Origin of the sequence: Acinetobacter sp. CIP 102637 (assembly GCF_000368425.1) — a bacterium.
GTDB classification, from domain to species: domain Bacteria; phylum Pseudomonadota; class Gammaproteobacteria; order Pseudomonadales; family Moraxellaceae; genus Acinetobacter; species Acinetobacter parvus.
In genome coordinates, this window is sequence record NZ_KB849434.1 from 524076 (window position 1) to 538520 (window position 14445).

11 protein-coding genes and 1 pseudogene are annotated in these 14445 nt (G+C 45.4%); 10 read left to right on the forward strand and 2 right to left on the reverse strand.

All coding sequences use genetic code 11. From position 1 onward, the window contains the following. Positions 1-2: 2 nt before the first annotated feature. Positions 3-3458, reverse strand: a complete 3456-nt coding sequence (locus F967_RS02935; protein ID WP_004756680.1) for a hybrid sensor histidine kinase/response regulator — start codon at positions 3456-3458, stop codon at positions 3-5. 205 nt (positions 3459-3663) lie between these two features. Here F967_RS02935 and urtA point away from each other — a divergent pair, with 205 nt between their 5' ends. The 9 genes from urtA to F967_RS02980 all read left to right on the forward strand — a co-directional run bounded on the left by urtA (position 3664) and on the right by F967_RS02980 (position 12603). After that, positions 3664-4902, forward strand: coding sequence for an urea ABC transporter substrate-binding protein (gene urtA, locus F967_RS02940; RefSeq protein WP_004756679.1), 1239 nt, complete (start codon positions 3664-3666; stop codon positions 4900-4902). Positions 4903-4984: 82 nt separating this feature from the next. Further along, on the forward strand, positions 4985-5905 hold the full coding sequence (gene urtB, locus F967_RS02945) for an urea ABC transporter permease subunit UrtB (RefSeq protein ID WP_004756678.1): 921 nt from the start codon (positions 4985-4987) through the stop codon (positions 5903-5905). Positions 5906-5923: 18 nt separating this feature from the next. Beyond that, positions 5924-7087 carry an urea ABC transporter permease subunit UrtC gene (gene urtC / locus F967_RS02950; RefSeq protein WP_002032120.1) on the forward strand — a complete coding sequence of 388 codons (1164 nt, stop codon included), beginning with the start codon at positions 5924-5926 and terminating at the stop codon, positions 7085-7087. A gap of 17 nt (positions 7088-7104) precedes the next feature. Continuing rightward, on the forward strand, positions 7105-7842 hold the full coding sequence (gene urtD / locus F967_RS02955; protein WP_228127125.1) for an urea ABC transporter ATP-binding protein UrtD: 738 nt from the start codon (positions 7105-7107) through the stop codon (positions 7840-7842). 10 nt (positions 7843-7852) lie between these two features. Beyond that, complete coding sequence (gene urtE / locus F967_RS02960) at positions 7853-8551, forward strand: urea ABC transporter ATP-binding subunit UrtE (protein ID WP_004777703.1); 699 nt, start codon at positions 7853-7855, stop codon at positions 8549-8551. 242 nt (positions 8552-8793) lie between these two features. Then, positions 8794-9837 (forward strand): aliphatic amidase, encoded by a 1044-nt coding sequence (locus tag F967_RS02965; RefSeq protein ID WP_004777704.1) that lies wholly within the window; start codon positions 8794-8796, stop codon positions 9835-9837. Positions 9838-9863: 26 nt separating this feature from the next. Beyond that, on the forward strand, positions 9864-10988 hold the full coding sequence (locus F967_RS02970) for an AAA family ATPase (RefSeq protein ID WP_004777705.1): 1125 nt from the start codon (positions 9864-9866) through the stop codon (positions 10986-10988). A 31-nt stretch (positions 10989-11019) separates the two neighbouring features. After that, positions 11020-12198, forward strand: coding sequence for a formamidase (fmdA, locus tag F967_RS02975; protein WP_001163819.1), 1179 nt, complete (start codon positions 11020-11022; stop codon positions 12196-12198). Between the two features lie 108 nt (positions 12199-12306). Next, complete coding sequence (locus tag F967_RS02980; protein WP_001131903.1) at positions 12307-12603, forward strand: FmdB family zinc ribbon protein; 297 nt, start codon at positions 12307-12309, stop codon at positions 12601-12603. Positions 12604-12945: 342 nt separating this feature from the next. Here the strand turns inward: F967_RS02980 and F967_RS02985 are convergent. Next, a pseudogene (locus F967_RS02985) lies at positions 12946-13725 on the reverse strand (DEAD/DEAH box helicase); the annotation flags it as partial. Between the two features lie 32 nt (positions 13726-13757). Between F967_RS02985 and F967_RS02990 the strand changes: the two are divergent. Beyond that, on the forward strand, positions 13758-14417 hold the full coding sequence (locus F967_RS02990) for an IS1595-like element ISAba36 family transposase (RefSeq protein WP_000782406.1): 660 nt from the start codon (positions 13758-13760) through the stop codon (positions 14415-14417). Positions 14418-14445: the final 28 nt, after the last annotated feature.

The window sequence follows — 14445 nt, forward strand, 5'->3', positions numbered from 1 at the left end:
CCCTACTTCAGCACATCTGCATGCTCATGAAGTCGCTGAATTGCTCTTTTAAAATCAAATTGTTTTAAATCCTGCTCAATCTGATGCCATATATCGTTATATTGTTCAAAGTGCTGTCCACATTCATGCAGGACATCTTTTGCCCCCCGGATAAAACCAATACTTAAATACTGTTCCAACTGAATGACCACCTCTGCCACATTCAACAATGAAATGGATGGGTTCAATTCATTTTCGCTTTCAACCACTAGCGTGGAGATCTGTGCTTTCTGATCAGAAGGCTGTTCTTGTTCTGTCTGCTGCTCATGCTGATGAAGCCAGCTTAAGCCCAGCTTATCGCCAATCTTGTTTAATAATAAATTGAGATCGACCGGCTTTACTAAAAAGTCTTCATTCAATACATCCGTTTCCGGATTAATCATCCGCTCATTAGCATCTGCGGAAATAATAATAATCGGTACATTGGTGATTTTATTCTGGCGCAGCAATTTCGCCGTTTCCCAGCCGCCCAGTAAAGGCATACTTAAATCCATCAAAATCAGATCAGGATTAAATTCTGGAACCTGACGCAAACAGGCTAAACCTGATTCTGCCTCTTCTAAAATAAAACCTAAGGGTTTAAGAAAATTCAGAACCAGGCCACGGTCGGTCGCTTCATTATCAACCACCAGTATTTTACGGCGTTCTCCAGTATAACTGGTTACAGTATTAGAGGCAACGTCAGCGATCGGATGGATCAGGGATTTAGAAGGCAAATACAGTTTTATTTTAAAGACTGAACCCTGTTTTAACTGGCTACTCAGGGTCAGCTCGCCACCAAGAATATCGACCAGAAGCTTCACGATTGGCAGCCCTAAACCCGTGCCGGCAAAGCTGCCCTGTACTACATTACGGCCACGTTCAAAAGGCTGGAAGATCCGCTCAACATCCGACTCAGCAATCCCACAACCGGTATCCTGAATTTCAAAATAAGCAGTCTGAAAACGGTAATCGACCTTAAATTTGACTCCCCCCTCCAGGGTAAATTTCAAAGCATTACCCAACAGATTAATCAGTATCTGTTCCAGACGTTTTTTATCAATACGGACATACTGTGGAATCTTGCTACTGATCTCCACATCAAACTTCAGCTGCTTTTGGGCAAACTGTGGCTCGAATATATGCACGATCTGTTTAAGAAATTTTGGCAGGTCGATATTGGAATTTTCCAAAGAAATCTTACCAGTTTCAATCCGTGCCAAATCCAGCAGACCATCAATTAGAGAAGTCAGATGCTGACCGCTCCGGCTAATCACGCCCAGGGCAGATTCGCCCTGTTCAGACAGTTTTTCCTGTTTCTGCAGTAGCTGGCTATAACCGAGAATACTGTTCAACGGTGTTCGTAATTCATGACTGATGCCAATCACATAGCGGCTTTTGGCTTCATTGGCCTTTTCAGCCTGAATGCGGGCATCCTGCAACTGGCGATCGGTAACTTTATGCGCTTCAATCTCATCCATCAGCAGTTGAGTCTGGGTATTACTTTCCAGCTGTGCCTGACGTCGACTTTCATCATTCAGCACTAACCACCAGGCGGCTACACACAGTAGCAGAAACAGTACGGCATAGATTTTGACGAACAACATTGTCAGCGCATCCTGCTGCTGTGACAAAGCACCCAGGCTGGCAGACTCCTGTAAATAAATCAGGCTCAGACTAACTGCCAACACCACGCCCAAGACAAAAATCAGCAGGATATACAGACTTAAACGGGTATTAATATGTTGTACCCAGTATTTCGGCAGGAACCAGGCTGCAAAAACTCTTAGCTGTGAAGACCAGCGTGCATGCGGCTTACACAGATCATGACAACGTGCTTCAAGCGTGCAGCACAGAGAACAGATCTGACTGCTATAGGCTGGACAACTGGCCATGTCTGCAGTTTCATAATCATGCTCACAGACTACACAGGTTTGGGTTTCGACCAACTTCAGCTCAGGCTTTTCTTGACGTGCCAAGTAGTATTTACCTTTGGTAAACCAGGCAATTAGCGGTACACATAACACCGCCGTACCGAGTGCGATAAAGCCGGCCAAGGACCGGGCAATCTCTCCAAAAACTCCCCAGTAACACAGCATGGATAAGACCGATGCAATGATCAGGCTACCGACTCCAACCGGATTAATGTCATATAAATAGGCCCGTCGAAATTCAATTCCTTTTGGACTCAGTCCCAGTGGTTTACAGATCACCAGATCCGCAACAATGGCACCGATCCAAGCAAGGGCCACATTACTGTATAAGCCAAGCACACGCTCCACCGCATGGATTACCCCAAGTTCCATCAACAGCAAAGCGATAAAGATATTGAATACCAGCCAGACTACGCGCCCTGGATGGCTATGCGTCAGACGCGCAAAAAAGTTCGACCAAGCCAATGACCCTGCATAGGCATTGGTAACATTAATCTTGATCTGAGCGACGCAGACAAATAGAACAGTCAGAAATAAAGCGATGCCGGGATGATTGACCACCTGTTGATAGGCAATCCAGTACAGATAATTGGGGTTACTCAGTTCGGAATCGGCAACCAGATACTGCATTGCCAGCGCCATAAGTAGCATACCCATGAATATCTTGATAAATCCGCCCAGAATCCAAGCTGGTCCACCTAAAAAGACTGCCCAATTCCATTTACGCTGAATATGTTTTTTATCGGGTAAAAACCGCAGATAATCCGCCTGTTCTCCGATCTGGGTGATCAAGGCAAAGAGCACCGTGCAGGATGCACCAAAAAAAGACAGATTAAAGGCAGCGCTCTGACTTTTTGCGCCCTCAATCAATGCAAGATTGCTGATCAAATCAGGTTGCTTCACCAACACAAAGCACCATGGTAATAAAAGCAGAAATAACCAAAGTGGTTGAGTGATGGCCTGCACCTTATTGATGAAGCCAATACCTTTGACCACCAATGGCAAAATCACCAGTGCTGAAATCAGATAGCCAATACTCAGGGGTATCCCTAAGCCTAGCTCCAATGCCAGCGCCATGATGGCAGCTTCAAAGGCGAGAAAGATAAAGGTGAAACTGGCATAGATGACCGAGGTAATGGAGGAGCCAATATAACCAAATCCGGCACCACGGGTCAGTAAATCAATATCGACATTATAACGGGCAGCATAATAACCAATCGGCCAGCTGGTCAGGAAAATGATAATCGCCACAACCACCAGTGCCCAGAAAGCATTACTGAAACCGTATTGCCAGAGCATGGTTGCTCCAAGTGTCTCCATTGCCAGGAAACTGACAGCCGCAAGCGCCGTATTGGTCACTGTCCATAGCGACCATTTCCGGACGGATTTAGGCGCATAGCGCAGGGCGTAATCCTCAATACTTTCATCGACCACCCAGGTATTGTATTTACGTCGGGTATGAATGACGCGCTGCGGTGCCTGACTGGTATTCGCTGTTGGGTCCATACAGATCAAATAAAGCTAAATATCTGCTATTACAATGCAATAACTATGCCCAGCCTATCAGTATCTAAAAATAATCCGACTGAAGGTTATATACGTAAAGTGACGTATATGCTCAATTTTTAACTCCCCTTAGGCTTAGTTGCATACCAAGCGCAAACCTATGATTAAGCGCATCAGCACATCTAATTCTATAGGAGAACCCGACATGAGCTTAAAATCAAAAGTAAAGACATCTGGATTACTGGCAGGTTTACTTGCTGTTCCATTCTTGCTGGCACCCGCACTAACCAATGCCAGCGTACCTGCAACGGCAAAGGTCAATACCACGAAACTTAAAGTCGATGACAAGTTTGTATATGTGGGTCAGCTACATTCGGCAACCGGTACCATGGCAATTTCTGAAACCGGTTCAATCCAGGCAGAACGTCTGGCCATTGAACAGATCAATAAACAGGGCGGTGTACTTGGTCGACAGATCAAAATTATTCAGGAAGATGGTGCTTCTGACTGGCCAACCTTTGCAGAAAAAGCACGTAAATTATCTGAAAAAGACCGTGTTGCTGCAATTTTCGGTTGCTGGACTTCAGCCTCTCGTAAAGCCGTATTGCCGATTATTGAACGCAACAACTCTCTACTTTATTACCCAACCTTCTATGAAGGCTTAGAACAATCTAAAAACGTAATCTACATGGGTCAGGAAGCAACTCAACAGGTAATTGAAGCATTGAACTGGCTGGCAAAAGAGAAAAAAGCCAAAACCTTCTATCTGATTGGTTCTGACTACATCTGGCCGCGTACCACCATGAAAATTGCCCGTACCCACATCGAGAAAGTACTGAAAGGTAAAGTGGTTGGCGAAGAATACTATCCATTGGGCCATACACAATTCGGTTCCCTCATCAACAAAACCAAACTGCGTAAACCAGATGCCATCTTTGCAGCAGTCGTGGGCGGTTCAAACGTATCCTTCTACAAACAAATGAAAGCTGCGGGCGTAACAGGCGACAAACAGACACTGCTTACCCTTTCAGTGACTGAAGATGAATTGCTGGGGATTGGCGGCGAAAACATGAAGGGCTTCTACTCTTCAATGAAATATTTCCAAAGCCTGAATAACCCCAATAATGCTGCATTCGTAAAAGCCTTTAAAGCGAAATATGGCCCTAAAGCGGTGGTAGGTGACGTAACACAAGCAGCCTACCTTGGTCCATGGTTATGGAAAGCCGCAGTTGAAAAAGCCGGTAGCTTCGATGTCGCGAAAGTGACTGCCGCATCTAAAGGCCTAGAAATGAAAAACGCGCCTGAAGGCTACGTAAAAATTGACCCAAACCACCATTTATGGAGCAAATCACGTATTGGTCAAGTGCAACCAAATGGTCAGTTCAAGGTTGTTTACGAGTCTAAAGGTCTAATCAAACCAAACCCATTCCCTAAAGGTTACTGAGTTAACAGCCACATGATCAGGGGAAGCCATTCTCCTGATCTTTTTATTCCACACAATTTTTTAAAGCTTGGAGGATGATGCGATGGATCTATCATTTGCAGAATTCGGTGCAATATTTGCCATGCAAGGCTTTAATGGTCTCTCTGTGTTCTGTGTGCTGTTATTGATGGCGCTCGGCCTTGCAATTATATTTGGGCAAATGGGCGTAATTAACATGGCACATGGTGAGTTTCTGACCATTGGTGCATATACGACATTTTTTATTTCCACACTGACTGAAAGTTTTTTCCCTCAACTCCTACCTTATTATTTCCTGATTGCAATCATTGCAGCCTTCCTCACAGCAGGCATTATCGGTTACATGGTGGAACGGCTCATGATTAGCCGGCTCTATCAACGGCCACTCGATACACTTCTTGCAACATGGGGCTTAAGCCTCATCATGCAGCAGCTGTTCCGTTCTATTTTCGGCCCTAAGGAAGTCAGCCCGACTTTACCTGACTGGTTAATGGGTTCTTATCAACCGACGGAAGCCATCGATATTCCTATCAATGGTCTGTTCCTGATGGGCGTTACCCTCTGTGTTACTGCATTTGTCTACTTTCTGATTTACCGTTCACGCTGGGGTTTACAGCTTCGTGCAACCAACCAGAACCGCTTTATGAGTGGTGCTGTCGGGATCAATACCAAACGTGTTGATAGCTTAACCTTTGCCTTGGGTTGTGGGCTTGCAGGTATTGCGGGTGCAGCCTTCACAACCATCGGTTCTACTGGTCCTACAGCCGGTTCGCTGTATATCGTCGATACATTCTTAGTAGTGGTCTTCGGCGGCGCTGCAAGCTTGCTTGGCACTGTTGCCTCTGCATTCAGTATCGCGCAAGCACAATCTATTCTGGAATTCTTCCTTTCTGGTTCTGTCGCTAAAGTCCTGACACTGGCTACAGTCATTATTATCCTGATGCTGCGTCCTCAGGGTCTCTTCTCAATCAAAGTACGTAAATAGGGATTCAGGAGAGGTATTATGAAAAATCTAATGAATGCCTTTTTAGGCGGTAAAGAAGGTGCGATTGGTCTGGTGATTCTTGCCGTACTGATCCTGCTGGTCATGCCAATGTTCCTGGATATTTTCCGTCTGAATCTGATGGGTAAATATTTGACTTTTGCTTTTGTCGCAATCGGCCTGGTTCTGTGCTGGGGACACGGTGGTATCTTAAGTTTAGGTCAAGGGATTTTCTTTGGCATTGGCGGCTACTGCATGGCCATGTTCCTGAAACTTGAAGCTTCAGACATGCAATCTACAGCAGCGCAAACCACGCCAGGAATTCCAGACTTTATGGACTGGAACCAGATCACCAGCTTGCCAGGCTTTTGGGAACCTTTCCATAGCTTCGGGTTTACTTTGTTTGCCATCATCATCATTCCAATCTTGCTTGCCTTCATCATCGGTTTCGCGATGTTTACCCGTCGTGTCGGTGATGTGTACTTCTCGATCATCATGCAAGCCATTGTAGCGATCCTGACCATTCTGATTATTGGTCAACAAGGTTTCACTGGCGGCATTAACGGGATTACAGACCTGAAAACCCTGCATGGCTGGGATATCCGTACCGATGAAGCCAAATATGTCCTGTACTACATCAATGCCCTGCTGCTCATTGCAGTGATCATGATCAGCCGTTTTGTCCTCAGTTCTAAACTCGGACGTCTACTTTCTGCGATGCGTGACAAAGAAGAACGTGTACGTTTCTCTGGCTATGACGTGGCCATGTACAAAGTATTCATTTTCTGTTTCGCAGCTGTGGTGTCATCTATTGGTGGTGCGATGTTTACCCTGCAAGTCGGCTTCATGTCACCAACGATTATCGGCATCGTACCTTCGATTGAAATGGTCATTTTAGCTGCAGTCGGTGGTCGTCTGTCACTGATTGGGGCAGTGTATGGTGCTGTTCTGGTGAATCTGGGTAAAACTTACTTCTCTGAAGCCTTTCCTGAAGTATGGTTGTATTTCCTCGGTGCATTGTTCATCGGTGTAGTCATGTTCTTACCGAATGGCTTAGCGGGTCTGTATGAAAAATATGTCCGTCCATTGTTCCTGAAAAAGAAACCGATCGACAGCACTTCGCCACCGCCAAGTAGTGATCCGGATAAAACGATCAATCCAATTGTAGAAGGAGGCGTGAAATGAATAAAGTCGGCGTAGAAATGAATAAACCGGTGCTGGTCATTGAAGATCTCACCGTGTCCTTCGACGGTTTCAAGGCAGTCAGTGATCTCAACTTCTATCTGGATAAAAACGAAGTCCATGTGGTGATCGGTCCCAATGGAGCCGGCAAAACCACAGTGCTGGATCTGATCTGTGGCAAGACCAAAGCAACTTCAGGTACGATCAAGTTTAATGATATTGAACTGACCAAACTGAAAGAGTTCAATATTGTCCGTAAAGGGGTTGGGCGTAAATTCCAGAACCCGAATATTTATGAAAATCTGTCAGTCTATGACAACCTGGAAATGTCCTTCCCGCGTGGCCGTAATGTCTTTGGTGCGCTGTTCTTCAGACGCACCAAAGATGTCGATGAGCGTATTCGTGAAGTTGCTGGCAAGATTTTCCTGACTGATCTGCTGGATACCTCCGCCGGTCTGCTCTCTCATGGCCAGAAGCAGTGGCTGGAAATTGGCATGTTACTCATGCAAGACCCAGAGCTGCTCATGCTGGATGAACCTGTCGCAGGGATGAGTGTGTCAGAGCGTGAGCAGACGGCGCAACTGTTGCGGGAGATTAGCAAAGGACGTTCTGTGCTGGTGATTGAACATGACATGGAATTTGTCAAAACCATTGCGGACAAAGTCACGGTACTGCACCAGGGCAAAATTCTGGCAGCAGGCAAAATGGACGATGTGCAAAATGATCCAAAAGTGATTGAAGTTTATCTAGGACACTAAGGAGGCCACTATGAGCGGATTATTAGAAATTAATGCTTTGTGTTCAGGATATAAACAAAGTCAGGTGATTCACGACCTGGAACTGAAGATCCAGCCGAAGGAAATTGTGGCAATCATGGGCCGTAACGGCATGGGTAAAACCACCCTGTTCAAAACCCTGATTGGTGATATTAAAAATAGCAAAGGTGAAATCAAGCTGGATGGCAAGAATCTGGAAAAACTGGATCCTTACCAGCGCGTAGAAAATGGTGTGGCTTATGTGCCGCAAGGTCGGATGATTTTCTCCACCATGTCCGTACTGGAAAATATCCAGACCGGTTTACCGGCTTCTGCGCACGGCAAAGTACCGGATGACCTGTATGAGCTGTTTCCTGTACTTTGGGATATGCGCAAACGTAAAGGCGGAAACTTATCGGGTGGGCAACAACAGCAATTAGCAATTGCCCGTGCTCTGGCGACCAACCCTAAAGTACTGCTGCTAGATGAACCGACGGAAGGGATTCAGCCCTCTATCATCAAGGACATTGCCAGAACTCTGAAAGAAATTCGGGATCAGCGTGATCTAACCATTGTGGTTTCTGAGCAGGTACTGAGTTTCACCATGGCGATGGCAGATCGCTTCCTGGTGATCGACAAAGGTCGCTTTGCCTACGAAGATGTCCGTGAAAATGTCGATGAGACCACCATCAGTAAATACCTGTCTGTTTAGTCTTCCTGGTTTAATTTGGCTGTAATTTTTCTCTACATCCCCCGATTCGTCGGGGGATTTTTAATTTCTATTTCACTTAATTAATCGGCAGCTGATTTTAATATTTTATTTGATTATTCACATTTAAAAATTCTTTTCAGTCTACGCCTCCATATACGCAATTCAACGTATTTTGCTGTAACGCATTTCACGCGACACTCGAATCATAAAGTTGAATCGATAAAAGAGTTGGAGAAATTTGAATGCGTCACGGTGATATCTCAAGCAGCCCAGATACAGTAGGTGTAGCAGTTGTAAACTACAAAATTCCTCGTTTGCATACCAAAGCGGAAGTGCTTAAGAACGCAAAAAAAATTGCTGAAATGTTGAAAGGAATCAAACAGGGTATTCCGGGTATGGACCTGATTGTTTTTCCCGAATACAGCACCATGGGCATTATGTACGACCATGACGAGATGATGGCAACCGCTGCCACCATTCCAGGCGATGAAACCGCGATTTTCTCGCAAGCCTGTATTGAAGCCAACGTCTGGGGCGTGTTCTCGATTACCGGTGAACAACATGAGGAACATCCAAACAAGGTGCCTTATAACACTTTGATCCTGATTAATAACAAGGGCGAAATCGTTCAGAAATACCGCAAGATTATCCCATGGTGCCCGATTGAAGGCTGGTGCCCAGGTGACACTACTTATGTGACTGAAGGACCAAAGGGTATCAAGATGTCACTGATCATCTGTGATGACGGTAACTATCCAGAAATCTGGCGTGACTGTGCCATGAAAGGCGCTGAACTGGTGGTGCGTTGCCAAGGCTATATGTACCCGGCTGCAGATCAGCAGATCAACATGGCGAAATGCATGGCATGGGCAAATAACGTTTATGTTGCTGTTGCCAACTGTACCGGTTTCGACGGCGTTTACACCTATTTCGGTCACTCTGCGGTAGTCGGCTTCGACGGCCGTACCTTGGGTGAATGTGGTACGGAAGAAAACGGCATCCAATACGCGCAATTGTCACTGCATGAAATTCGTGATGCACGTAAATACGACCAGTCACAAAACCATTTATTTAAATTACTGCACCGCGGCTATACCGGTGTCTATAACAATGGTGACGGCGATAAAGGCGTTGCGGACTGTCCATTCGACTTCTACAAGACCTGGGTTCTGGATGCTCAAAAAGCGCAAGAGAACGTGGAAAAAATTACCCGTTCTACCATCGGTGTCGCGGAATGCCCAATCGGCAATCTGCCACATGAAGGCTTGGAAAAAGAAGCATCTTAAGTTTGGTCTGAGAGGAGGTATTCGATATGACATTTGCCAGCGACCGCATCAGTGCCAATCAGGAAACTCTGGCCAAACAGCGCTATGAGATGCAGAGCAAAGAACGTATTGCGCGTACCTCTCGCTTTAGCTTTGATCCTGAAAAAGTCATGCAGCATGTCCGTGGTCATATCATTGGGCAGCGTGCCGCACTGGATGAAATTGAAAACATGCTCTTAACCGTCAAGGCAGATTTTAATGCTCCTACCCGGCCACTGGCAGTCACCTTGATGCTAGGACCGACGGGTGTGGGGAAAACCGAAACGGTTCGGCTGATTGCTGAGGCGATCCATGGCAAGCCAGATGCATTCTGCCGGATCGACATGAACACACTGGCACAGGAACATTATGCTGCAGCACTGACAGGTGCCCCTCCAGGCTATGTCGGCTCTAAAGAAGGCAATACCCTGTTTGATGAAGCCCATATTCAGGGCAGTTTTTCCAAGCCAGGTATTGTGCTGTTTGATGAAATTGAAAAAGCCAGTACCGAAGTCATTCGGGGTCTGCTCAACGTTCTGGAAACCGGAACCTTAAAGCTGACCGCGGGTACTAAAGTATTGGATTTCAAAAACTGCATGATCTTTATGACCAGTAACGTCGGCGCCAAAGATGCTCAGGCACGCTTAAGACAGCTGGCCAAGCTTCCAAAGCCTATTCAGAAACTGGCCCGACTGGCCAAACTGGATGACAGCCAGATTACCGAACGCGCCTTGTACAAGAAATTTGATCCTGAATTTTTGAATCGTATTGAACGCATTCTGAATTATGAAGCGGTAGAAGCTGATTTCGCGCCAACACTGGTCAGTCTGGAAATCGAGAAACTGAATCAGCGACTCTGTAAGCAGAGCCGCACGGTTGAACTTACACCCGCTGCCACCCAGTTTCTGTCTACCGGACACGATGTTCGCTTCGGTGCACGAGGCTTGAGTCGCCGCTTTCGGATTTTGGTTGAGCCACAACTCGCCAGATTTTTTATTCAGAATCCAGAAGCCGGTCAAATCATCATTGATTATGACGGCAAAACGATCCAGGTTCAGTCAGTTCCGGTTGAAAGCGTGATCGAAGATCCGCTGTTCATCATGGATGACACGGGCAATAACATCAAAAACTAGCTTTATTCGACCTCAACACAGGGGATAAACCATGCAACATATTAAAATTAAACCAGGGGTTCCGCTGGCAGAACAGGCGGAAATTGGACATAACCGCTGGCATCCAGATTTGCCATTTCTGACTTCGGTAAAACCGGGTGAAGAAATCCTGATTGAAAGTCTGGATTTCCTGGATGCGCAGATTAAAGATACCGATGACATTTCTGATGTCAAAAATGTCGACCTGACCCGTGCCCATCCATTGACCGGACCGTTCTATGTAGAAGGTGCTGAGCCAGGTGACTTGCTGGTAATCGACCTGCTCGACATTCAGCCAATTTCAGATGTCGGTTTCTCTGGCGTATTTGCCAAGGAAAATGGCGGTGGCTTCCTGGCTGACTATTTCCCTGAAGCTGACAAAGCTATCTGGGACTTAAAAGGCTTATTTGCGACTTCACGTCATATTCCGGGCGTGCGTATTGCTGGCTTAAAACACCCTGGCTTGATGGGAACTTTGCCATCGCATGATTTGCTAAAGGAATGGAATCGCCGTGAAGCTTTACTGGTGCCTAAAGGTCAGGCTAATCCGCCTGATCCGCGTACTGCTGTTCTGCGTGGCGTAACAGGTGCTGAATTCGACCGTATGGCAGCAGAAGCTGCGCGCACTGTTCCACCACGTGAACATGGCGGAAATACGGACATTAAAGACCTGGCAGCCGGTAGCCGTATTTACTTCCCTGTTTATCAGAAAGGTGCTGGCTTCTCGATGGGCGATCTGCACTTCTCTCAAGGAGATGGTGAAATCGGTTTCTGTGGCGCGATCGAAATGGATGGTGTTACCCGTGTGGGCTTCGATCTGATCAAGGGCGGTATGGAAAAATACAATATCGATTCTCCAATCTTTGTGCCAAGTAATGTCCGTCCGGCTTATGACCAGTGGCTGACCTTTGAAGGCATCAGCGTTGAAGATGGCGTAAACCACTATCTGGATGCCACTGTGGCCTATCGTCAGGCGTGTTTAAAAGCGATTAAATACCTTGAGAATTTTGGTTTTACCGGCTCACAGGCGTATATGTTACTGACTGCGGCACCAGTTGAAGGCCGTATCGGCGGTATCGTGGATATTCCAAACTGTGCATGTACCGTATCTCTGCCAACTTCAATTTTCGAACAGAACATCCTGCCTCAAGGTGCGCTGAACGATGACAAATTCTGGGGGCATAAACGCTAGTTTTACAGTTTATTGTTGTTTTAGCTTCACAACGGGTAGTCATCCAACCTAAAGCCTTCGGCTACCCGTCTTTTTAATTTGAGCCCTTTGTGCTATAGGAGTACAGAAATGCCGTTATATGATTTCCGTTGTGAGCATTGCGAGGGAATTTTTGAACAACGGGTTCCAATTGCCCGTATCTCAACCGATACGATTGAATGTAATTATTGCCAACAGCAGACTTTAGCTAAGCCGATGATTACTGGCCATCAGCAAATTAATATGAAAAGCAAATGGCGCCCCTCTTCTGGCGCCGAACAACTTGCAGGGCCTCTGGTAGAAGGACCCGGTACCAATCAAAATAGCGCACGCAGCTCGGTTTTACATAATTGCCGCGGCATTAACTGTTCTTTATGCGATGTTTAATCCGCCATTTTAAATATTTAACCAATCAGGACTGGACAACTCCCAGTATCCTAGACACGAGACAGCCTCATTTTGAAGCTATCTCAAAGGCTTCTGCGCTCATCCCATTGAGCTTGATACGCCCCTGATACTCCATAAAGCTGATTTGTTCATCCTCCCTACCTCAAACTACACCACACAAAATAAAAACCCTATGTAGCTGTTATATATAGGTTTTATTGAAATTTCTATTATGTAATTTAATATATTTTATGTCGATGACTCTTGCCAAGGTTGGCGGTTTTGAAAAATTACATCTAACTTTCAAATACTTATAGATGATGAGGGTAATCTGAAACCAAACTAAAATTTCTCAAACAAGTTCATCACGTCATTTTCCGTCAGTTTCGCTTCTCCCTCATGATCTGTGCTTAGAATAGACTGTGCCAGTTCTGCTTTATTCTGCTGCAAGGCAATAATTTTTTCTTCTATGCTTTTATTGGTAATCAGCTTATACACAAATACCGGCTTGTCCTGTCCAATCCGCCATGCACGATCTGAAGCTTGATCTTCAGCAGCAGGGTTCCACCATGGATCATAGTGAATGACCGTATCTGCGGCAGTTAGATTCAGACCGACCCCTCCTGCTTTCAGACTGATTAAAAATACCGGCACTTGTCCAGACTGAAATGCTGTAATGACTTCATCTCGCTTTTTGGTCTTTCCAGTCAGCTTCACATAGCCAATTTCTGCGTGATAGAGCTGTTGTTCAATCAGTTCCAACATTGAGGTAAACTGAGAGAAAATAAGAATTTTTCGTCCCTCTTCCACCATTGGAACAACCATATCCATCAACTGTTCAAGTTTGGCAGAATACGCCTGCCCGGTTTTAACTGAATCCAGTTTCAGCAAGCTAGGATGACAACAGACCTGACGCAGCTTCAGCAAGGCATCTAAAATTTGGATTTGACTACGCTTAAAGCCTTTTTCTGCCACAATTTTCTGAATATTTGCCTGCATCGTGGCGCGAACAGCCTCATATAGCTTGGATTGCTGCTCATTCATGTCAATATTGACTTCAATCGTGGTTTTTTCTGGCAACTCTTTGGCTACGTCAGTTTTCAAGCGACGTAAAATAAATGGGGGCTGTAGTAGATTAGCAGAAGTGCTACTCTATGAAAATGAAGATAAATCGTTGTAAATTAGATAAAAATACCCAAAGAAAGCTTGTCGAGTTCTTTGTTGCTGAGGTAACAGCTAGAACTGCGGCCAATTTGCTGGATATTCAGCCTAATACTGCGGCACTATTTTATAGAAAAATACGTGAAATAATCATGTACCACCTTGACCAAACTGCCGATGATATTTTTGAGGGAGAGGTTGAGTTAGATGAAAGCTACTTTGGTGGCACTCGTAAGGGAAAGCGTGGGCGTGGTGCTGGTGGAAAAGTGGCTGTATTTGGTATACTAAAGCGCGGTGGTATGGTTTATGTCAAGGTTGTCCCTGATACCAAGTCTGATACATTAATGCCTGTTATTACACGTAAAGTAGCGCCTGATAGTGTGGTTTATACTGATAGCTATCGAAGCTACAATGTGCTTGATGTTAATTGTTTTTATCATGAGCGAATTAACCATTCTAAAGATTTTGCAAAAGGTCGAAATCATATTAATGGTGTAGAAAATTTCTGGAATCAAGCTAAACGCATCCTAAGGAAGTACAATGGGATTGACCGAAATGCCTTTCCATTGTTTATTAAAGAATGTGAGTTTAGATTTAACTATGGGAGTCCAAAACAACAGCTCGAAATACTGTTGGATTGGACGGGTATTTGACCTTATCTACTACAGCCCCAAATTAAAA